19 protein-coding genes are annotated in these 21,260 nt (G+C 65.3%); 5 read left to right on the top strand and 14 right to left on the bottom strand.

From position 1 onward, the window contains the following. Window positions 1-22 precede the first annotated feature (22 nt). Window positions 23-409 (top strand): MAPEG family protein, encoded by a 387-nt coding sequence (locus I6F16_RS32365; RefSeq protein ID WP_225113697.1) that lies wholly within the window; start codon window positions 23-25, stop codon window positions 407-409. Window positions 410-622: 213 nt separating this feature from the next. Here the strand turns inward: I6F16_RS32365 and I6F16_RS32360 are convergent, their stop codons facing one another. The 9 genes from I6F16_RS32360 to cobS form a co-directional block, all read right to left on the bottom strand. Continuing rightward, window positions 623-1,813, bottom strand: coding sequence for an ABC transporter substrate-binding protein (locus I6F16_RS32360; RefSeq protein WP_225113650.1), 1,191 nt, complete (start codon window positions 1,811-1,813; stop codon window positions 623-625). Between the two features lie 287 nt (window positions 1,814-2,100). Next, complete coding sequence (locus I6F16_RS32355) at window positions 2,101-5,265, bottom strand: multidrug efflux RND transporter permease subunit (RefSeq protein WP_225113649.1); 3,165 nt, start codon at window positions 5,263-5,265, stop codon at window positions 2,101-2,103. Then, a complete protein-coding gene (locus tag I6F16_RS32350) occupies window positions 5,262-6,461 on the bottom strand; it encodes an efflux RND transporter periplasmic adaptor subunit (protein ID WP_225113648.1) in 1,200 nt (399 codons plus the stop codon). Before I6F16_RS32350 ends, I6F16_RS32355 begins: the two co-directional genes overlap by 4 nt. Window positions 6,462-6,749: 288 nt before the next feature. After that, window positions 6,750-7,157, bottom strand: a complete 408-nt coding sequence (locus tag I6F16_RS32345) for a hypothetical protein (protein ID WP_036026263.1) — start codon at window positions 7,155-7,157, stop codon at window positions 6,750-6,752. A gap of 241 nt (window positions 7,158-7,398) precedes the next feature. Next, the gene (locus I6F16_RS32340; protein WP_036026261.1) at window positions 7,399-8,511 is read right to left on the bottom strand and encodes an NADH:flavin oxidoreductase/NADH oxidase; all 1,113 of its coding nucleotides are present in this window, start codon (window positions 8,509-8,511) and stop codon (window positions 7,399-7,401) included. 205 nt (window positions 8,512-8,716) lie between these two features. Continuing rightward, window positions 8,717-9,685 (bottom strand): tripartite tricarboxylate transporter substrate-binding protein, encoded by a 969-nt coding sequence (locus I6F16_RS32335; RefSeq protein ID WP_225113647.1) that lies wholly within the window; start codon window positions 9,683-9,685, stop codon window positions 8,717-8,719. Window positions 9,686-9,739: 54 nt separating this feature from the next. Continuing rightward, window positions 9,740-10,843 carry an esterase-like activity of phytase family protein gene (locus I6F16_RS32330; RefSeq protein ID WP_036014638.1) on the bottom strand — a complete coding sequence of 368 codons (1,104 nt, stop codon included), beginning with the start codon at window positions 10,841-10,843 and terminating at the stop codon, window positions 9,740-9,742. Then, complete coding sequence (gene cobT / locus I6F16_RS32325) at window positions 10,840-12,741, bottom strand: cobaltochelatase subunit CobT (RefSeq protein ID WP_036026252.1); 1,902 nt, start codon at window positions 12,739-12,741, stop codon at window positions 10,840-10,842. Before cobT ends, I6F16_RS32330 begins: the two co-directional genes overlap by 4 nt. Before the next feature lie 142 nt (window positions 12,742-12,883). Beyond that, window positions 12,884-13,882, bottom strand: coding sequence for a cobaltochelatase subunit CobS (gene cobS / locus I6F16_RS32320; protein ID WP_025032652.1), 999 nt, complete (start codon window positions 13,880-13,882; stop codon window positions 12,884-12,886). 294 nt (window positions 13,883-14,176) lie between these two features. Between cobS and I6F16_RS32315 the strand changes: the two genes are divergently transcribed. Further along, window positions 14,177-14,830, top strand: a complete 654-nt coding sequence (locus tag I6F16_RS32315; protein WP_225113646.1) for a DedA family protein — start codon at window positions 14,177-14,179, stop codon at window positions 14,828-14,830. Between the two features lie 140 nt (window positions 14,831-14,970). Beyond that, window positions 14,971-15,870 carry an EamA family transporter gene (locus I6F16_RS32310; RefSeq protein ID WP_225113645.1) on the top strand — a complete coding sequence of 300 codons (900 nt, stop codon included), beginning with the start codon at window positions 14,971-14,973 and terminating at the stop codon, window positions 15,868-15,870. Here I6F16_RS32310 and I6F16_RS32305 read toward each other — a convergent pair. From I6F16_RS32305 to I6F16_RS32290, 4 genes are read right to left on the bottom strand one after another with little or no spacing between them, the layout of a single operon-like run. After that, a complete protein-coding gene (locus I6F16_RS32305; RefSeq protein WP_225113644.1) occupies window positions 15,867-16,349 on the bottom strand; it encodes a DUF1178 family protein in 483 nt (160 codons plus the stop codon). The two genes, I6F16_RS32310 and I6F16_RS32305, sit on opposite strands and share 4 nt — an antisense overlap. Continuing rightward, entirely contained in the window at window positions 16,346-17,224 is an 879-nt protein-coding gene (locus I6F16_RS32300; protein WP_225113643.1) for a carbon-nitrogen hydrolase family protein, read from the bottom strand. Before I6F16_RS32300 ends, I6F16_RS32305 begins: the two co-directional genes overlap by 4 nt. Then, window positions 17,221-17,496, bottom strand: coding sequence for a glutaredoxin 3 (gene grxC / locus I6F16_RS32295; protein WP_036026245.1), 276 nt, complete (start codon window positions 17,494-17,496; stop codon window positions 17,221-17,223). The genes I6F16_RS32300 and grxC overlap by 4 nt, the downstream gene beginning before the upstream one ends. 34 nt (window positions 17,497-17,530) lie before the next feature. Next, the gene (locus tag I6F16_RS32290) at window positions 17,531-18,340 is read right to left on the bottom strand and encodes a ComF family protein (RefSeq protein WP_225113642.1); all 810 of its coding nucleotides are present in this window, start codon (window positions 18,338-18,340) and stop codon (window positions 17,531-17,533) included. Window positions 18,341-18,404: 64 nt separating this feature from the next. On the opposite strand from I6F16_RS32290, the gene I6F16_RS32285 reads away from it, so the two are divergent. Further along, window positions 18,405-19,253, top strand: a complete 849-nt coding sequence (locus tag I6F16_RS32285) for a methyltransferase domain-containing protein (protein ID WP_225113641.1) — start codon at window positions 18,405-18,407, stop codon at window positions 19,251-19,253. A 120-nt stretch (window positions 19,254-19,373) separates the two neighbouring features. Here I6F16_RS32285 and I6F16_RS32280 read toward each other — a convergent pair whose 3' ends face one another. Further along, the gene (locus I6F16_RS32280) at window positions 19,374-19,784 is read right to left on the bottom strand and encodes a (deoxy)nucleoside triphosphate pyrophosphohydrolase (protein WP_225113640.1); all 411 of its coding nucleotides are present in this window, start codon (window positions 19,782-19,784) and stop codon (window positions 19,374-19,376) included. Window positions 19,785-19,921: 137 nt separating this feature from the next. On the opposite strand from I6F16_RS32280, the gene I6F16_RS32275 reads away from it, so the two are divergent. Next, complete coding sequence (locus tag I6F16_RS32275; RefSeq protein ID WP_225113639.1) at window positions 19,922-21,247, top strand: TadE/TadG family type IV pilus assembly protein; 1,326 nt, start codon at window positions 19,922-19,924, stop codon at window positions 21,245-21,247. Window positions 21,248-21,260: the final 13 nt, after the last annotated feature.

Here is a 21,260-nt window from a genome sequence, read left to right as displayed (position 1 = left end):
GATTTCTATGAAGGAACCGACGATGTATCATCTCACCGCCCTCGTCACGCTGCTGGCGATCGCGTTTTATTTCTTCACCTCCATCAACGTCTCGCGCTCGCGCACCAAGACCGGCGTGAAGGTACCTGCGATGTCGGGGCATCCGGATTTCGAACGGGCCTTCCGCATCCAGATGAACACGTTGGAATGGATGCCGATCGTCCTGCCAGCCCTTTGGCTGTTCGCGATCTATATCAGCGACGCCATCGCGGCGGCGATCGGCGTGATCTGGATCATCGGCCGGATCGTCTATTTCATCGGCTATTCGCAAGCCGTGGCCAAGCGCGGCACCGGCTTTGCGATCCAGGCGCTCGCCGCAATGGCGCTGTGGGTCGGGGCGCTCGGGGCGGTGATGCTGCGGTTGGTGTGAGGCAATCCGTCGCCACACATTCCGCTGTCGTCCCGGACAAGCGTAAGCGCCGATCCGGGACCCATAACCACAGGAAGATGTCGTGATGCGAGCTGATCACTCCGAGTCCCCGTAACCACGCGTGCCTGTGGTTATGGGTCGATGATCGGCGCGCGCTTGAGGCGCGCTTGTCCGGGACGACAGCGCGGGTGTGGCGCTCGCTGTGCCACTTCCCTACTTCGTCAGCGGACAGCCGCTCTCCTTGGCGGTGAAGAAGGCCTTGTCGCCGGGGACGGTGGCGAGCAGCTTGTAATAATCCCAGGGCTCCTTCGATTCCGAGGGCTTCTTGACCTCGAACAGATACATGTCGTGGATCATGCGGCCGTTCTCGAGCACCTTGCCGCCTTGCGCGAAGTCGTCGTCGACCGGCAGCTCCTTCAGCTTCTTGGCGACGGCATCCGGATCCTTGGTGCCGGCAGCCTTGACGGCCTTGAGATAGCTCAGCGTCGCCGAATAGGTACCGGCGTGGATCATGCTCGGCATCCGCCCGGTGCGCTTGAGGAAGCGCTCGCCGAGATTGCGCGTCCTGTCGTTGAGATCCCAGTAATAACCTTCGGTCAGCACCAGGCCTTGCGCGGCCTGCAAGCCGAGGCCGTTCACCTCGGCAAGCGTCATCAGGAGGCCCGCGAGCTTCTGGCCACTCGCGACGATGCCGAACTCGGACGCCTGCTTGATCGAATTGGTGGTGTCGAGGCCGGCGTTGGCGAGGCCGACGATCTTCGCCTTCGAGCTCTGCGCCTGCAGCAGGAAGGAGGAGAAGTCCGACGAATTGAGCGGAACGCGCACCGAGCCGAGCACCTTGCCGCCATTGGCGGTGACGATCTCGCTGGTGTCCTTCTCCAGCGCGTAGCCGAAGGCGTAGTCCGCGGTGAGGAAGAACCAGGTGTCGCCGCCGGCTTTGGTCAGCGCGCCGCCGGTGCCGACGCCGAGCGCGCGGGTGTCGTAGGCCCAGTGGAAGCCGTAGGGCTGGCAGGCATCGCCGGTGAGGCGCGATGTCGCGGCGCCGACGACGATGTCGATCTTCTTCTTTTCCTTGGAGAGCTCGTGGATCGCGAGCGCGACCGAGGAGGTCGTCAGCTCCGTGATCATGTCGACGTTCTCGACGTCATACCAGCGCCGCGCGATCGAGCTTGCGAGGTCAGGCTTGTTCTGGTGGTCTGCAGTGACGAGCTCGATCTTCTGGCCGAGTACTTCGCCGCCGAAATCCTCGATCGCCATCCTGGCCGCTTCGACCGACCATTTGCCGCCGTAATCGGCATAGACGCCGGACTGGTCGTTGAGGATGCCGATCTTGACGCCTTGCGCGGAGGCGGGAACCGCAATCAAGAGGGCCGAGGCCGCTGCGGCCCAAAGTGCTGATTTCATATGTTTAACTCCCGGCATTCTTCTGTGAAATCGCGCGGATAGTAGTGAAGAACCGCGCTTCCGCCCATCCATTTCATGTTGGTCGTTAGTATGGGATTCTGCGTGCCACATTCTCCACCGTCGTCCCGGGGCGTGCGCAGCGCGAGCCCGGGACCCATAACCACAGGATGGTGTTTGGCGAAGACTCGCCGCTGTCGCGCTAAACTCCTCCCTGTGGTTATGGATCCCCGCGTTCGCGAGGATGACAGCGGAGGATGTGGCGGAGTCTTTGGCCATCGAGAGAGACGTCAGGCCATCGCCTCCGGCTTCTTGTCGCGCCGCCCTTCCGCCAGGTTCCGCACCACGACGTAGAAGATCGGTGTGAACAGAAGGCCGAACAGGGTGACGCCGATCATGCCGAAGAACACGGCGACGCCGACGGCCTGGCGCATCTCCGAGCCAGAGCCGCTCGAGATCACCAGCGGCAAGACGCCGAGGATGAACGCGAACGAGGTCATCAGGATCGGCCGCAAGCGCAGGCGGCAGGCATCGATGACGGCCTCCAGCCGCGGCTTGCCTTCGTTCTCGATATCGCGCGCGAATTCGACGATTAGGATCGCGTTCTTCGCCGCCAGTCCCACCAGCACGACGAAGCCAATCTGGGTCAGAATGTTGACGTCCTGGCCCATGACGCGAACGCCGATGGTGGCGGCGAGCAGGCACATCGGCACGATCAGAATCACCGCGAACGGCAGCGTCCAGCTGCCATATTGCGCGGCGAGGACGAGATAGACGAACAGCACGCAGATCGGAAATACGTAGAGACCGGCATTGCCGCCGGTGACCTGCTGATAGGACAGGTCGGTCCATTCGAAGGTGAAGCCGCTCGGTAAAGTATCGTTCGCGAGCTGCTTGATGGCGTTGAGCGCGGTGGTCGAGCTCGTGCCCGGCGCCGGCTCGCCCTGGAGTTCGGACGCCGCATAGAGATTGTAGCGCGCGACGCGGTCGGGTCCCGAGACGTCCTTGAACTCGACCACGCTGCCGAGCATCACCATGTCGCCGGAAGCGTTGCGCGTGCGCAGGCGCGCAAGGTCGCTCGGTTCTTTCCGGAACGGGAAGTCGGCCTGCGCGGTGACGTGGTAGGTGCGGCCAAACAGGTTGAAGTCGTTGACATAGGTCGACCCGAAATAGGTCTGGATCGTCTCGTTGATGTTGGAGATGGGCACGCCCAGCTTCTGCGCCTTGGTGCGGTCGATGTCGACGAAGAGCTGCGGCGTGTTGGCCGTGAACGGCGAGAACACCGAGGGGGCGAGCAGCGAGGGCGATTTGCGCGCGGCGGCGACAAGCTCGTCGGTGGCGGCTGCGAGCATTTCAGGCCCGCGGCCCTGGCGGTCCTGGATGCGGATGGCAAAGCCGCCGCCGGTGCCGATGCCGGGCACGGCCGGCGGCGGAATCACGATGATGAAAGCGCCCTGGATCGCGGACAGGCGCTTGCGCAGCTCGGCGGTGATGGCATTCGCGGACAGGCCCTTCTTCAGCCGCGCCTCGGGCTCGTCGAACACCGGGAACAGCGCCGCCGCATTGCCGGCCTGCGTGCGGGTGGCGCCGGAGAAACCGGCAAAGGCGGCGACTCGAACGATGCCCGGCGTTTCCAGCGAGATCCGCTCGATCTCGCGAACGACCTCGGTGGTACGCGCCAGCGACGCCGCGCCCGGCAATTGCACGGATATGATGACGTAGCCGCGATCCTGCGCCGGGATGAAGCCCTGCGGCGTGGTCACGATCAACCAGCCGGCGCCGCCGATCAGCACGACGTAGATCAGCAGCATCACCACCGAATGGCGAATCGCGAAATTGGCGAGGCCGGCATAGCCATGCGCCAGCCGGTCGAACACGCGATTGAACACGCCGGTGAACGCATTCCAGCCGCGCGCGATGATGTTCCAGGCGGCCGGCGGCCGCTTTTCTTCGTGTGGTGTGAGGATCTGCGAGGCTAGCGCGGGCGAGAGCGTCAGCGAGCAGAAGCAGGAGATCGCCGTCGCAACGGCGATGGTGACGGCGAATTGCTGGAAGAACTGCCCGGAGATGCCGCCGAGGAACGCGGTCGGGACGAACACCGCGCATAGCACCAGGGCGATCGAGACCAGTGCGCCGCCGACCTCCTCCATTGTCTTCAGCGCGGCATCGCGACGACTGAGGCCGTGCTCGAGATGGCGTTCGACATTCTCGACCACGACGATGGCGTCGTCGACCACGATGCCGACCGCGAGGACGAGCCCGAACAGGGTGAGATTGTTGATGGAGAAGCCGAGCGCCGCCATCACCGCGAACGTGCCGACCAGCGAGACCGGAATCGCGATGATCGGAATGATCGCGGGCCGCCATCCCTGCAGGAACACCAGCACGACGACGACCACGAGCAGCATGGCCTCGTAAATGGTCTTGATCAGCTCGTGGACCGACTGGGCGATGAACTCGGTCGGGTTGTAGCCGATATTGAAGTCGAGCCCCCTGGGAAAGCTCTCCTTGAGCCTCGTCATGGTGTCGGAGATGTTCTTTGCGGTCGCGAGCGCGTTCGAGCCCGGCCGCTGCGTCACCAGCATCGCGACCGCCGACTTGCGCAGCAGGAAGCTGTTGGTGCTGTAGGCCAGCGCCCCGAGCTCGATGCGGGCGACGTCGCGCAGCCGCACCGTGCGGCCGTCAGGGCCGGCCTTGATCAGGATATCCTCGAACTGCTTCTGGTCCTTCAAACGTCCGGTGAAGGTGAGGTTGGGCTGGAAGGCGCGATCGGCGATCGGCGGCTCGGCGATCTGGCCGCCCGCGATCTGCACGTTCTGGGCGCGGATGGCCGCGAGCACCTCGGCCGAGGTCAGGCCGAGATTGGCGATTCTGTCGGGATCGAGCCACAGCCGCATCGAATAGTCGCGGGCGCCGAAGATCTGGATGTCGCCGACGCCGTCGATGCGCAAGAGCTGGTCGCGGACCTGGAGCAGCGCATAATTGGAGATGTAAAGCTGGTCGAACGTGTCGTCCGGCGACAGCATGAACACGACCATCAGGATGTCGGGCGAGTTCTTGCGGGTGGTGACGCCGTTGCGCTGCACTTCCTCTGGAAGGCGCGGCTGCGCGATGGCGACGCGATTCTGCACCAGCACCTGGGCCTTGTCGAGATCGGTGCCGAGCTTGAAGGTGACGGTGATGGTGAGCTGGCCGTTCGAGGTCGCCTGGCTGTAGAGATACAGCATGTCCTCGACACCGTTGATCTCCTGCTCGATGGGAGCTGCGACCGTGTCGGACACGGTCTGGGCGGAGGCGCCGGGATATTGCGTCGTGACGACGACGGTCGGCGGCACCACTTGCGGATATTCGGAGACCGGCAGCGTGGTGTAGGCGAGTGCACCGACGATCAGGAGCACGATCGACAGCACCATCGCCAAAATGGGCTGGTTGATGGAGAGGCGGCCAAGATTCATGACTTGCCACCGGCCGGCGCTTGCGCGGTCTGGGGAGCGACCTTGGCGCCGACGCGGGCGCGCTGGATGCCATTGACGATGACGCGATCGTCCGGCTTCAGCCCTTCACGGATCACGCGCAGGCCGTCGTCGAGCGGACCGAGCACGACGGGGCGTGCCTCGACCGTATCATCAGGCTTGACCACGAACACGATCTTGCGGGACTGGTCGGTTGCGATCGCAGCGTCCGGAATCAGCAGCGCCTCGTAAGGCGCGCTGCCGATCAGGCGGACGCGGCCGAACTGGCCGGGCAGGATCGAAAGATCCGTGTTCTTCACCACCGCGCGGCTGCGCAGCGTGCCGGTCGACACGTCCAGCCGATTGTCGAGGAAATTGACGGTGCCCCCGCGCGAGGGCTTGGTCTCGCCGGCCAGCGTCACTTGCACCGGGTTCGCGGTATCGCGCGAACTTGGCCGCCGTCCTTCGAACCACAATTTGCTGTATTTGATGAACGTCGCCTCATCCATGTCGAAATAGATGTAGATGGGATCGAGCGCGACGATCGAAGTCAGCAGCGTCGAGGTGCCGGTGTCGCTGCCCTGCACGAGATTGCCGGGGCTGACGAGATGGCGGCTGACGCGGCCGGTCAAGGGCGCTGCCACATGCGTGAACTCGATGTTGAGCTTGGCGGCCTTCAGCGCGCCCTCGGCCTGCATCTCGGCGGCGTGCGCAGCCTGCAAGGCCTGGCGGCGCTGATCGACGACCTGTTCGGAGACCGCGCTGGTCTGCACGAGGCTGAGACCACGGTCGAGCTCGCGCTTGGCGAGCTCCACTCGCGCCCGTGCGTCTGACAGCTGGCCCTCCGCCTGAGTGGCCACCGCCTCGAACGGGCGCGGATCGATCACGTAGAGCAGGTCACCCTGACGCACGATGGCGCCGTCCTGGAATTCGACCGAGTTGACGAAGCCGCCGACCCGCGGCCGCACCTGGACCTCCTCCACCGCCTCGAAGCGGCCGGTGAACTCGTCCCAATCGGTGACTGTGCGCTTGACCGGCTGGGCGACCGTCACCGCCGGCGCCGGCGGAGCCGCAGCCTGCGATGCCGGCTTGTCGCAGCCGGACAGGGCGAACGCGGCGGCGAGAAGCCCGGCGATTGCGCTGACCTGAACGAAATCGTGCTTTTTGATCAACTGCCTGCTTCCGTCCGGTCCGCTCATCCCCAGGTCCTCGCATCAAAGCCGCAGAAGATGCAGGGTACGCCTCTACCTGCGGGCGCCACAAGATGTGTTGCAAAGATGAACTCTTCAAGACCAATGCGCGCGCAATGCTCCGAACGGCGCCCTGACCGGATGACGGGTTGACAGAGAGAGAGAGACGGTGCCGGGCAAGGCAGTTGCGGCAAGCCGAACCCTGCCGTGAACGACGGGCACTCGGAATTGCGAGCTTTTCCCGGCGGCTGTCCTTCGAGACGCCCGCTTCAGGCGGGCCCATCCTGACAAAGAGAGCTACTTACGCAGCCTGGCCTTGGCGCCGGCGACGATCTGCATGGTGACGCCGGCAATCCAGCCGACCAAGACGAGCCAGGTCCAGGCCATGTGCGGATCGAGCCGGAGCACGATCACGGCGACCGAGGCGAAGGCGGTGAGCGTAGCGGAGAGCGTGCCGGCGGCGCTCATGAGCTCGGCGGCGTCGATCTGGCTGTGCGCATCGTCGAAAGGCATCTGCGGCGTGTCGATGCCGAGATAGAAGCCGATGCCGCCGAGCAGCATCATCAGCAGCAGGAAGCCCTGCGTGGTGAGGGTGGGGATCGCCGAGCCGACATAGGCGCCGACGAACAATCCGCACGCGGCCCCCGCCATGGCAAGGCCAACGCGCTCGAACACATGGGCAGTTTTACGAAAACGAAAGCGCATGGCCAGCCTCCGCGAGGCGTTGAGTATGGAGAGGTTAGGCCAGTTTTGGGGGGCATGGAAGGTGAGGAGGTTTACGGATGCGTGAGGGATCTAACTCCCTCTCCCCGTTCTTACGGGGAGAGGGTTGGGGTGAGGGGCTTCTCTCCACACATGAGATTTTCGCCGCACCTGTACCCCCTCACCCGGATTGCGCTCGCGCGCAATCCGACCTCTCCCCGCAAGCGGGGAGAGGTGAAGAGAGTCACCTCGCCCCGAACGTGGTCTTGCCGAACAGCGCCTTTTGCGTGGACGGCTGCGAGCGCCAGTATTGCGGCGGCGCCTCGACCACGCCGCCGAGCTCGGCGGCAGCGTGCCAGCCCCAGCGCGGATCGTAGAGCAGGCCGCGGGCGAGCGCGACCATGTCGGCCTTGCCCGACGCGACGATCTCCTCCGCGTGCTTCGACTCGGTGATCAGGCCGACGGCGATGGTGGGCAGGCCGGTCTCGCGCTTGATCGCCTCTGCAAACTGCACCTGATAGCCGGGGCCGAGCGGAATCTTCTGCAGCGGCGAGACGCCGCCGGACGATGCATCGATCCAGTCGACGCCGCGCGCCTTCAGCGCGTTCGCGAATTCGATGGTCTGTGCCAGATCCCAGCCGCCCTCGACCCAATCGGTCGACGACACCCGCATGCCGACCGGCTTGTCGGCGGGGAACGCGGCGCGCACCACGTCGAACACCTCCAGCGGAAAGCGCATGCGGTTCGCGAGGCTACCGCCATATTCGTCGGTGCGCTTGTTGGAGATCGGCGACAGGAATTGATGCAAGAGATAACCATGCGCGCCATGGACCTCGATGGCGTCGATACCGAGCCGCGCGGCGCGCTCGGTCGAATGGACGAAGGCCTCGCGGATGCGCTTCAGGCCTGCCGCATCCAGCGCCAGCGGGGCGGCCTCGCCCTCCTTGTGCGGCACCGCCGACGGCCCGACCGTCTGCCAGCCGCCCTGCCCTTCCGGAATCAATTGGCCGCCGTCCCAGGGGCGCGCGCTCGAGGCCTTGCGGCCGGCATGGGCGAGTTGCATCGCGATCGCGGTGGAGGAATGCTTGCGCACCGAATGCAGGATCGGCTTCAGCGCGGCCTCGCAGGCGTCGCTGTAGAGCCCGAGGCAGCCCGGCGTGATACGGCCGATCGCCTCGACATGCGTCGCCTCGATGCAGAACATCGCCGCGCCCGACAGGCTGAGATTGTTTATGTGGGTGAAGTGCCAGTCGGTGGCGACGCCGTCATCGGCCGAATATTGGCACATCGGCGACACCACGAGGCGGTTCTTCAAAGTCAGTCCGCGCAGCTTGATCGGAGAAAACAGGGCGCTCATGCGAGGGTCCGGGGCTGGAGAAATGGAAGCGATTGCATGAAGTTTAGTGGGTGGGCGGCGAATTGCCAGCCGCACGGGCAGCATGGCGACCAGCAGCGGCATGCATTGCGCTGGAGATGCCGCGGCGAACATGTCTCCCTATTGTCGTCCCGGATCCGCGCTTCGCTTGTCCGGGACGATGGAGGAATGCGGGCGTAACCCGCCCCTACGGCTTGATGCCGGCGGCCTTGATCAGCTCCTGATTGGCCGCCAGCTCGCGCTTGACGAGGTCGTCCATCTCGGCGGGCTTCATCGGCCTCGGTTCGAGCCCGAGCTTTGTCAGGCTCACCTGCGTCGCCGGCGTGGCCAGGACTTTCTCGGCGGCCGCGTGCAGCTTGTCGACGACCTCGCGCGGGGTCTTCGCCGGCACGAACACGCCGAACCAGATCTCGCCGTCGGCGTCCTTCAAGCCGATCTCGGCCGGCGTCGGCACATCGGGCAGCTCGGCAACGCGCTTCGGTGTCGAGACCACCAGCGCGCGCACTTGGCCCTCGCGGATCAGCGGCAACGCGGTCGCCAGCGGGCAGAAATACAGATCGATGCGCCCACCGAGAATGTCGGCGATCACTTCCGGGCCGGCGCGATACGGCACATGAATAGCCTCGATGCCGGCGGCGTAGCGGAACTTCTCGCTCGAGATGTGCACGGCGCTGCCGATGCCGACCGAGCCGAACGAGATCGAACCGGGCTTTGCCTTGGCAGCGGCGATGAAGTCCTGGATGGTTCTCCAAGGGCGCTCCTTCGGCACGATCATCACATTGGCACCGGATCCGATCATGAACACCGAGGCGAGATCGCGGCTGGGGTCGAAGCTCGCATTCGGGAACATCAGGGGCGCAATGGTCAGCGCCGACGACTGGGCGAGTAGGCTGTAACCATCGGGATCGGACTTCGCGACCGCCGCCGAACCGACCACACCGCCGCCGCCGGCGCGGTTTTCGATCACGATCGGCTGACCGAGTTCGGCGGAGAGATGCTCGAACACCAGCCGCGGCACCACGTCCGCCGCGCTGCCCGGACCGAACGGAATGGTCGCCTTGATCAGTCGCGCCGGCCAGTCTTGTGCCTGGACTTGTGTTGCAGCGGCGATCCAGAAGGACGCATATAGACAAAACACGCGAAGGAACCTGGTCATCGAAATCTCCGGTCGACTCTCGCGATCGCTGCAAGAACCGTTCCGGCGCGATCTCTACTCCGCCAGCGTGAATTGCAGCAGCAGGGTTCGCTGCAACATCGAGAAATTGTCGTCGGAGATCAGGGTCAGCACCGTCTCGCCGTCGGCGGTGACGTGGGCGTCGATGCCTTCCATGTTGTCGATCTCGTGGCCGAGATCGGCGGCGAACAGCGTCAGGCCGTCGACGACGGCGCCCGGCGCGATTCCCTTCAGCGGGATCGCGCGGATGCGGATGTTGACGCCGGTGAACCAGGAAAATTTACGTTCGAGGATGAGCAGATCGCCCGAGGGCAGCAGCACCGCGTCGCTGATGTCGAAATTCTCCGAGCGCCGCACGCTGAATTGGCCGGGCGTCGAGCCGCCGATCAGGAAAGCGAGGAGGTTGCCGTCGGCATCGAGCCCGCGCTCGGAAAAGGCGATCAGCGTGCCCGCGAGCGGCTGGGCCTGGCTCTTGCCCGGTCCCTGCGCTTTGGGCACGACGACCATCGCCTCCAGCCCCTTGTTGTAGGGCAGCTTGCGCAAGGCCGGCGGGACGGCGATCACTTCGCCGCGGGCGCCGGTAGCACCCTTGGCGAAATCATAGCGCAGGATCTGGTTGACGCGTTCGAGCCCGACATAGACGAGGTTGCCGTCGCGCGCGAGCGACTCGGTATCGTACCAGAGCCGCTTCTCGGTGATCGGCCGCCCGTCGGCGCCCAGCACCGGCGCGGCCTCGACGTCGGCGAGCCCAATCATCTCGCGGCCGGAATAGCGGATGCTGCCGGTGAACCAGCCGCCCTGATCGGAGATCGCGAGAAAGCGCTCGCCCTTGCCGTCGAGGAAGCGGAGGCCCGACAGCCCGCCGAAGCCGCGATAGGGCGAGGTCAGCACCAGGCCGCTGCGAAAATCCAGCGAGCCGAAGCGCGTGCGCGAGCGGTCGCGCGGCTCGAAATTGGCAATGCTACGCGCGTTGACCTCGACGCTGACCGGCGCGGTGACGGCATGCTCGAGCTGGAGGGCGCGCGGCGGCGGCTCGGTCTTGGGCTGCAGCTGCGCCTGCGCCAAGCGCGGCAACGCGAGAGTGGAAAATCCCGCCGCCGCGAGGCTGACGAAGCTGCGGCGGGATGGATGCGTGCTCACGAATGCAATTTGCGTCGCGGGCGACCGGCCGCTTGCGTTGGCGCCGTGTTGGTCTCGCTGAAGAGCTCGGCAAGCTTTTCGGTGATCGCGCCGCCGAGTTCTTCCGCGTCCACGATCGTTACCGCGCGGCGATAATAGCGCGTCACGTCATGGCCGATGCCGATCGCGATCAGCTCGACCGGCGAGCGGGTCTCGATCTCCTCGATGATGTGGCGCAGATGCCGCTCGAGATAATTGCCCGGATTGACCGACAACGTGGAATCGTCGACCGGCGCGCCGTCCGAGATCATCATCAAGATCTTGCGCTGCTCGGGCCGGCCGAGCAGGCGCTTGTGCGCCCAGTCCAGCGCCTCGCCGTCGATGTTCTCCTTCAAGAGGCCCTCGCGCATCATCAGGCCCAGGTTTTTCCGCGCACGACGCCACGGGGCGTCCGCGGACTTGTAGATGATGTGGCGGAGATCGTTGAGGCGGCCGGGATTGGCCGGCTTGCCGGCGGCAAGCCATGCCTCGCGCGATTGCCCGCCCTTCCAGGCCCGCGTGGTGAAGCCGAGAATCTCGACCTTGACGCCGCAACGCTCCAGCGTGCGCGCGAGGATGTCGGCACAGGTCGCGGCGACCGTGATCGGGCGGCCGCGCATGGAGCCGGAATTGTCGAGCAGCAGCGTCACTACGGTGTCGCGGAACGTCGCCTCCTTCTCGTGCATGAAGGACAGCGGGTGATAGGGATCGGTGACGACGCGCGACAGCCGCGCAGGGTCGAGGATGCCCTCCTCGAGATCGAACTCCCAGGCGCGATTCTGCTGCGCCATCAGGCGGCGCTGCAGCCGGTTGGCGAGACGGGCGACGATGCCCTGCAGATGTGCGAGCTGCTTGTCGAGATAGGCGCGCAGCCGCTCCAGCTCGTCATGGTCGCAGAGATCCTCGGCGGCGATGACCTCATCGAACTTGGGCGCGAAGGCGTGATATTCCGGCCCACGCGGCTCGTTCCTGCCGTGCTGGTTCGGGCGCGTCGCCTCGCCCGGCGTCTCGTCATCACCGAGCTCGCCATCGTCGAAGGTGTCGGAGGTCGAGGCCTGCGCGCTTTCCATCGCGCTCTCGCTCATCTCCTCGCTGGTTGCCTGCGCCTGGTCGGCGCTCATTTCCTGCGCGGCGTCGGAATCGGGCGAGCCTTCGGCGCCGGACTGGTCGTTGTCGCCGTCCTGGTTCTCCTCGTTCTCGTCATTGTCTTCGCTGTCGGCGTTGCGCTCGTCGCCGAGCTCGAGTGCCGACAGCAGGTCATGCACGGCATCGCCGAACTTGGTCTGATCCTCGAGCACGCCGTCGAGCCGATCGAGCCGCTTGCCGATCTTGTCTTCGAGGATCGGTCGCCAGAGATCGACCATCTTCTTGGCCGCCGTCGGCGGCGCCATGCCGGTGAGGCGCTCGCGCACCAGCATCGCCAGCGCGTCCGCCAGCGGCGCGTCGGCGCGGTCGGTGATCTCGTCGAACTTGCCGCGGTGGAAATGGTCGTCGAGCATCGCGGTGAGGTTCTTGGCAACGCCCGCCATGCGGCGCGCGCCGATCGCCTCGACGCGGGCCTGCTCCACCGCCTCGAACACGCCGCGCGCCTGCGGATTGCCGGGCATCAGCTTGCGGTGAACCTTGGGATCGTGACAGGCGATCTTGAGCGCGATGGAATCGGCATGGCCGCGCACGATCGCGGCGTCACGCTTCGTCATCTTGCGCGCGGGCTCGGGCAGCCGCGCCTTGCCGGGCGCAAGTCCCGGGCGCTCGGCCGCGAAGGAGACGTCGAGCTCGGGCGCCTTTGCGATCGCCTTCAGACAGGAGGCGACCGAGCGCTTGAACGGCTCGGTCGGTGCTTCCTTGTTGCTGCGGAATTTGGAGTTGGAGGTGGTCATCTGACCCTATCTGTCGTCCCGGCGAAGGCCGGGACCCATAACCACCGGCCGCTCTTGTGTCAGGAAACTATCAGCGTCGCTTCAATCGAGACATCACGCGGTATGGGTCCCGGCCTTCGCCGGGACGACACACCGTGAGAGATCAGCTCAGCGCGACGTTGACTGCCGATTCCGGCAGCTCCGCATTGAAGCAGCGCTGGTAGAACTCGGCGACCAAGGGCCGTTCGAGCTCGTCGCATTTGTTGAGGAAGGTGACGCGGAACGCAAAGCCGATATCGCCGAAGATGTCGGAGTTTTCCGCCCAGGTGATCACCGTGCGCGGGCTCATCACCGTCGACAGATCGCCATTGGCGAAGGCGTTGCGGGTGAGATCGGCGAGGCGCACCATCTTGTTGACGATGTCGCGGCCCTCCTGCGTGCGATAGTGCTTGGCCTTGGCCAGCACGATCTCGACTTCCTCGTCGTGGCTGAGATAGTTCAGCGTGGTGACGATCGACCAGCGGTCCATCTGGCCCTGGTTGATCTGCTGGGTGCCGTGATAGAGGCCCGAGGTGTCGCCGAGGCCGACGGTGTTGGCGGTGGCGAACAGCCGGAACGCCGGATGCGGCTTGATCACCTTGTTCTGGTCCAAGAGCGTCAGGCGGCCCGAAACCTCCAGCACGCGCTGGATCACGAACATGACGTCCGGGCGGCCGGCGTCGTATTCGTCGAACACCAGCGCGACGTTGTTCTGCAGCGCCCAGGGCAGGATGCCGTCGCGGAATTCGGTGACCTGCTTGCCGTCGCGGACCACGATCGAGTCCTTGCCGACGAGGTCGATACGGCTGATGTGGCTGTCGAGGTTGACGCGCACGCAGGGCCAGTTCAGACGTGCCGCGACCTGCTCGATATGGGTGGATTTGCCGGTGCCGTGATAGCCGGTCACCATCACGCGGCGGTTCCTGGCAAAGCCCGCGAGAATGGCCAGCGTGGTGGCGCGGTCGAAGCGGTAATCGGAATCCACTTCGGGCACATGAGGATCGACTTCGGAATAGGCCGGGACTTCGAGATCACTGTCGATCCCGAACACCTGGCGCACCGACACCTTCATGTCGGGCAGGCCGGAAACTTCCTCAACTTTGGACAGGGCGGCGGTCGTCATCAATCCTCCGAGGTCCCGGGCGGTCCCGAAACCGGTTATTCGCACGTTGGCTGCGGCTGGGTGCTGAAAATCAACCTATCAGAGACAACGAGCCGGCAGAAGCCCGCCCACCAATCAAAGTTCCGTTGTCTTTTCATTTAGATAGGCAAGGAACGCAGTTTTTGGAGGGCTGCCTTGCGAATCACGCCGAAATTCGGGCGGGTCGCGCCCAATCCCTGCGAATGGTACTTTGGCCGTATGCAGTTACTTATGTAGGGTCCGAAGCCCTCATGCTCCAGCCCTACAAGAGACGACGTGACGTCCTTTCTCGATCCCCTCATCGCCTTCGTTTCCGCCCATGCGTGGCTGGCCTATCTGACCCTGTTCCTGGCGGCGCTGCTCGAAGCCGTTCCGGTGGTGGGATCGGTGATCCCCGGCTCGACCATCATCCTGGCGCTGAGCGCCCTGATCCCCGGCGGCGAATTGCAGCTGCCATGGGTGCTCTTGGCGGCCGCAACTGGTGCCGTACTCGGCGACGGGGCGGCCTATTGGATCGGGCACAGGCGGCAGCGCGAGATCCTCAACACCTGGCCGCTGACCAATTATCGACGCGTGGTCGCGGAGAGCGAAAACTTCTTCAACCGCTTCGGCACCTGGGCCGTGTTCTTCGCCCGCTTCGTGCCGCCGATCCGCGCCTTCGTGCCCGTGACCGCCGGCGCGCTGGGCATGGCGCCCACGAAATTCTATGCCGTGAACATCCCGGCGATCCTGGCCTGGGCGCCCGCCCATGTGCTGCCGGGCGTCTTGGCCGTGTCGGCCCTGCATGAATATGCCGGGCTGCATCATCATGCGCATGTCGGCAAGCACATCTGGATGCTGACCGTTGCAGGGGTTGCGATCGTGCTGGGCGTGGGGATGTGGATCTATCGCCGACGGTATGGCGGCGCGACGGCCAAGCCGCAGGTTTAGGCAGACGCCACATCACAACCGTCGTCCCTGCGTTCGCGGGCACCGAGTTTGTGCGAGAGCATCGCACCCATGACATCCGTGTGATTGACCTGCTCCACCGCTAGCGGCACGTTGGCCCGGATCCTCGCGCCCGCCACCCCATGTTCACCATCGCCAGCCTCTGGATTCCCTTCACCATCATTGCCGCGCTCGGGCAGGTCGCGCGCAATGCGATGCAGCGGTCGTTGACGAAGCCGCTGGGGACCTGGGGCGCGACCAATATCCGCTTCCTGTTCGGCTTTCCGTTCTCGCTGCTGTTCCTGGGGCTGGTGCTGCTCGCGACCGGCGATCATCTCAGCGCGCCGCCAGCCGTGTTCTGGCCATGGCTGCTGCTGGGCGCGCTCAGCCAGATCGTCGCCACCGGCCTGATGCTGCTCGCGATGAACGACCGCTCGTTTGTCGTGACGACGGCCTACCTGAAGACCGAGGCGATCCAGACCGCGATCTTCGGCTTCGTCTTCCTCGGCGATCACCTGACCTGGCTGAAGGTGCTCGCGATCATGATCGCCACCGTCGGCGTCGTCATCACCGCGCTCCGCCCCGGCAGCGACAAGAGCTTTGCCGAGCTGAAGCCGACCATCACCGGCCTCGTTGCCGCGGCGGCCTTCGCGCTGTCAGCGGTCGGCTTTCGCGGCGCCATCATCAATGTGCCCGGCGTGTCCTTCGTGACCGCGGCGTCAATCACGCTGGTGCTCGGCCTGTTCGTGCAGACGTTGATCCTGACGATCTACCTGCTCTGGCGCACGCCGGACGTGCTGCGAGGAATCCTCAGGTTATGGCGACCGTCGATGCTCGCGGGCTTCATCGGCGCCTTCGCCTCGCAATTCTGGTTCCTCGCCTTTGCGCTGACGGCGGCCGCCAACGTCCGCACGCTCGCGCTGATCGAGGTGCTGTTCGCGCAAGCCGTGGCGTATTACTCGTTCAAGCAGCCGATCGCGCCGCGCGAGCTTGCAGGCATTGCGCTGATTGTCCTGGGCGTCGCTGTGCTGGTGGGAGCTTAATTCCGGTCTTCCGGCAGCGTCGGCAGCGGTGAGACCTCGATGCCTTCGTCGATCAGCGACTTCGCCTCTTCGGGCGAGGCTTCGCCATAGATTGGGCGGTGCTCCTTGTCGCCGTAATGCATGGCGCGGGCTTCGTTGGCGAAGCGCTCACCGACATTGTCGGCGTTCTTGACGATGTGGTTGCGCAGCTCTTTCAGCTTGGCGCGCAGCTCGCGCTCCTGCGCCATCAGCAGCGAGGTCGGCCCTGACGGCGCAGCCTCGGGTGTGGTCGCGGCCACGGGCTCCGGCGACGGCGTGGCGCGGCCGCGCCCCTTCTTGCCGACGATGCGCGGCGCCATGATCGCCTTGTCGACCTTGGCTGAGCCGCAGATCGGGCAGGTCACGAGCTTGCGCTTCACCTGCGAATCATAGGCCGACGAGCTCTGGAACCAACTTTCGAAGGCGTGATTGCGGTCGCAGTGGAGCGCGTAGCGGATCATGCCGAGCCCCGCACGAGGTGCAAATGGTCCGGCCCGGCCTTGGGATCGGAGACGCCGAAGCGGCGGCCGTGCTGGAGCGAGGGAATCGCCCGGCGCGCGGTCTCGACCTTGGCCGGGTCGATCCTAGCCATGATGATGCCCGGCTCGACATCGCCTTCGGCGAGGATCTCGCCCCAAGGATCGATGATCAGCGAATGCCCGTAGGTCTCGCGCTTGTTCTCGTGGGTGCCGGCCTGCGCCGCGGCGAAGACGAAGCAGCCGGTCTCGATCGCACGGGCTCGCAGCAGCACGTGCCAATGCGCTTCACCGGTCTTGCGGGTGAAGGCGGACGGCACGGTGATGAAATAGGCGCCGCTTTCTGCGAGCGCACGGTACAGCGCCGGGAAGCGCACATCGTAGCAGATCGTCAAGCCGATGCGGCCCCAGGGCAGATCCGAGATCACGGCGGTCTCGCCCGGCTGGTAATTGGCGGATTCGCGATAGCTCTCGCCGTCCGGCAGCTCGATGTCGAACATGTGGATCTTGTCGTAGCTCGCGAGCACATTGCCCTCGGGCCCGATCAGGAAGGAGCGGTTGACCGCCTTCTCCGGCGAGAAGCGCAGCGCCAGCGAGCCGACATGGAGGTGAATCCTCAGCTCCGCCGCGAGCGCCCGGTAGGCCTTCAGCGAGGCATCGTCCTCTTCGCTCTGGAGATGCTCGAACAGCGCCTTGCGGTTCAGCTGCATCATGTTGCTGACTTCGGGTGTCTGCACGTAATCGGCGCCATCGGCCGCAGCCTGCCGGATCAGCTTCGTAGCCTGCTCGAGGCTCGGCCCGGGCATCAGGCCGGTGCGCATCTGCACCATGGCGGCGGTGAACGTGCGGTTCTCGCTCATGATACCGCCTTCACGCTTTCGAGCATGCCATCGAGCTTGCCTTCGCGATCGAGCGCATAGAGGTCGTCACAGCCGCCGACATGGGTGCCGCCGATCCAGATCTGCGGGAAGGTCGAGCCCTGGCCGGCGCGGCCGTACATTTCCTGGCGCCAGGACGGGTTCTTGGCGACGTCGAATTCGGTGAAGGTCGCCTTCTTGCGGGTCAGCAGTGACTTGGCGGCGGAACAATAGCCGCAGCCCGGCCGGGTGTAGATCTCGACAGCAGCAGTCATTCGTCTGGCGCTCTCATGTCATGAATTCATTGAATTATATGGGACGGGGCCCGCTCTCGACAACCCGGGCAAAGACCAGCACGTCGACCTGGGCCGCCTTGGCGCGGAGCAGGGCCCGCGCGCAGGTGTCGAGCGTAGCCCCTGACGTCAGGACATCGTCGATCAGGACAACGCGGCGGCCCTGGATCTCGGCCTGACGGCCGGGAGATACCTGGAATGCGCCTTGCACATTGGTGGCGCGCTGGGCCCGCGACAGGCCGATCTGCTGCTCGGTGGCGCGCACCCGCCGCAGCACGTCGCCCCGCACCTTGATCCCGCTCTGTCGCTCGATGACGCGCGCGAGCGCGCCGGACTGGTTGTAACGGCGCCGCCAGGCCCGCCGCCAATGCAGGGGCACGGGCACCAGCATGTCGGCGCCGGTCAGCAACTCGCCGCCCGCGCGCGCCATCCAGCGGCCCATGGCCGGCGCCAGATCGGTACGGTCCTGATACTTCAGCGCATGCACCAGCGTGCGCGCGACGTCGTCGTAGCGCACCGCCGCGCGAGCGCGCTGGTAAGCCGGCGGGCTCGCGATCGCCTCCATCGACAGCATCTCGGGGCCGGGGTCGTAGACGAAGGGAATGCCGAGCCGCGGGCAATAGGGCCGCTCGATGAACGACAGCCGCGCCCAGCAGGAAGCGCAAACGCCCTCGCCATCAACCGGCTCCCGGCACGATACGCACTGTGTCGGCAGGGCGATGTCGAGCGCGAGCCGCGCCGCCCGCGCCAGCACGTGGCGGCCGGCCGTCCACGCGCTCCGCAGCGGTGCGGCGATGGAACGGATGGGGGGAGCGTCGGCTTCCATGTGGGGAGGCTAACGCTGCACGCAGCGGATTGCCAGAACTGTGGAGATCGGCGTAACCAGCGGCATGGTCCGGACCGCTCAAATCCCGCCCGCCTTGTTTGATCGTGCCTTGCTGCAGAGGCGGCAGCAGCGCGCCCAGGCCCAAGGCGCGGTCACATTCCTGCTCGAGCGGGTCGCCGAGGACATGTCCGACCGCTTGGCAGCGGTGATGCGGGAGTTTCACGCTCCCGCCGACCTCTGGACGCCCGGCGCGGGACTGGCGGCGTTGCGCACGCGGCTTCCCTCCATCGAACACATCGCGCTCGACGCGGCCGGCGCGGAGAAGTTGTCCCTCGCGCCTGAGAGCCTCGATCTCGTCGTCTCGGCGCTGGCGCTGCAATACGTCAACGACCTGCCGGGCGTGCTCGCGCAAATCCGCCGGGCACTCAAGCCGGACGGGCTGCTGCTTGCTGCCATGATCGGCGGCGACAGCCTCACCGAGCTGCGGCAGGCCTTTGCCGCGGCGGAAGCCGAATGCGAGGGCGGTGTGTCGCCGCGCGTGGCGCCGTTCGCTGACCTTCGCGACATCGGTGCGCTATTGCAGCGGGCGGGCTTTGCGCTGCCGGTGACCGACGTCGACCGTGTCGTGGTGCGCTATGCCAATGCGTTCGCCTTGATGCAGGATCTCCGCCGCATGGGTGCGGCCAACGTGCTGATCGAGCGGCGGCGGACACCGACGCGCCGCGCGACGCTGCTGCGCATGGCCGAGATCTACGCCGAGCGTTTTGCCGATGCCGACGGCCGCATCCGCGCGACCTTCGACATCGTCTGGCTCTCGGGCTGGGCTCCGCATGCGAGCCAGCAGCAGCCGCTGAAGCCGGGGTCGGCGAAAGCGAGCCTGGCGGAGGCGGTGAAGAAGGCGGGGAAGGAGTGATCTTTCTCTTGCGTCATGCCCGGGCTTGTCCCGGCCATCCACGTCTTTCAGGCTGGCACGAAGGCCGTGGATGCCCGGGACAAGCCCGGGCATGACGCCAGAGAGCGGTACCCTTCGACCTCACATCAACAAATCGATCAGATGCGGGATCAGCGGAATGTCCGCGGGCGGCATCGGGTAATCGCGCAGCTTGTTGGCGCGGACCCAGGCAAGGTTCTGGCCCTCGCGTGCGGTGACCAACCCCTCCCAGCGCCGGCAGATATAGAGCGGCATCAGCAGATGGAAGGTCTCGTAACCGTAGCTGGCGAAGGTCAGCGGCGCGAGGCACGGCTCGGCGACGTCGATGCCGAGCTCCTCATGAAGCTCCCGGATCAGGCTCTGCTCCGGCCGCTCGCCCGGCTCGAGCTTGCCGCCGGGGAATTCCCACAGGCCGGCCAGGGCCTTTCCTTCCGGGCGCTGCGCGATCAGGACGCGTTTGTCGGCGTCGACGAGCGCGCAGGCCACCACCAGTGTCAGTTTGAGATCGGCCATGCGCGTCTGTCGCTCGCTGAGATCGTTTGCAACGGTTTGTTAACCTCGTTGCAGTCTACGTTTCCAAGGTCACCATAAGTCATATTTAATCCGCAGTTCCTAGAGTGGGAACTCTTTAAACCACTCCAGGCCACCTCATGCGCGCTGCGCCTTCGGTTCTCGTCCGCCGGTTCGTCCACGACCGGAGCGGCAATATCGCGGTGATTTTCGCGCTCGCCTGCGTTCCCCTGATCAGTGCGGTCGGCTGCGCCATCGACTATTCGCGCGCGACGATGATCCGGTCCAAGCTTCAGGCCGCGGCGGATGCCGCCAGTGTCGGTTCGATCGCCAAGGCTTCGCCCGCCTTCAAGGCCGCCGGCAACATGACTGCGGACGGCTCGATTTCGGTCGGCATCACGGACGCCACGAACATTTTTAATGCCAATCGCGCCAGTCAGTCCGGCTACACGCTGACCGGCCTCACGCCGACCGTGGTCAAGTCCGGCTCGACCGTCACCGCGACGGTTTCGTTCACCGCAACTTTGAACACCATGTTCCTCGGCGTGATCGGCAAGTCGGTGCTGACGTTGAGCGGCACGTCGAAGGCGACGGCCAGCATGCCGCTCTATATCGATTTCTACCTGCTGCTGGACAATTCGCCGTCGATGGGCGTCGGTGCGACCCCGGCCGACGTGCAGAAGATGGTCAACAACACGTCGGACAAGTGCGCTTTCGCCTGCCACGATCTCAAGGACAAGAACAACTATTACGACCTTGCCAAGAAGCTTGGCGTGACCACCCGGATCGACGTGCTTCGGAGCGCCACCGAGTCCTTGATGGATACGGCAAACGCCACCGAGACCTATTCAAACCAGTTCAGAATGGCGATCTATGATTTCGGCGGCTCTGCAAGTTCGCTCGGCCTGCGCAGTCTGTTTTCGTTGTCGGCCTCTCTCTCCAGCGCCAAGGCGGCGGCCGGCAAGATCGACTTGATGTCGGTGAACGGCCAGAACGAGAATCACGATCAAGATACCCCATTCACCGCGGTCTTTCCCGCGATCAACGGCGAGATCAGCTCCCCCGGAAGCGGCACGTCGGCCAGTCCGCTCAAGTATCTGTTCTTCGTGTCCGACGGCGTGGCCGATGAGAGCAACACCGGATGCCTGAAACCGCTCTCGGGCAGCACGCGGTGCCAGTCGCCGCTCAACCCTGCGCTTTGCAAGACGATGAAGGATCGCGGCGTCAAGGTCGCGGTGTTGTACACGACGTATCTCGCGCTGCCGACCAACCCCTGGTACATAAAGTGGATCGATCCATTCAATGCCGGCCCCTATGGCCCGTCGCCGAACAGCCAGATCGCACAGAACATGCAGAGCTGCGCTTCGCCGGGCCTGTATTTCGAGGTCAGCCCGACGCAAGGCATCGCGGACGCCATGAACGCGCTGTTCAAGAAGGCGGTCGCGGACGCGCGGATCTCCGGATGAGGGCGCTCACCTC

Origin of the sequence: Bradyrhizobium sp. IC4060 (assembly GCF_020193715.1) — a bacterium.
Taxonomy (GTDB): domain Bacteria; phylum Pseudomonadota; class Alphaproteobacteria; order Rhizobiales; family Xanthobacteraceae; genus Bradyrhizobium; species Bradyrhizobium yuanmingense.
This window is presented reverse-complemented; position numbering and strand designations above follow the sequence as displayed.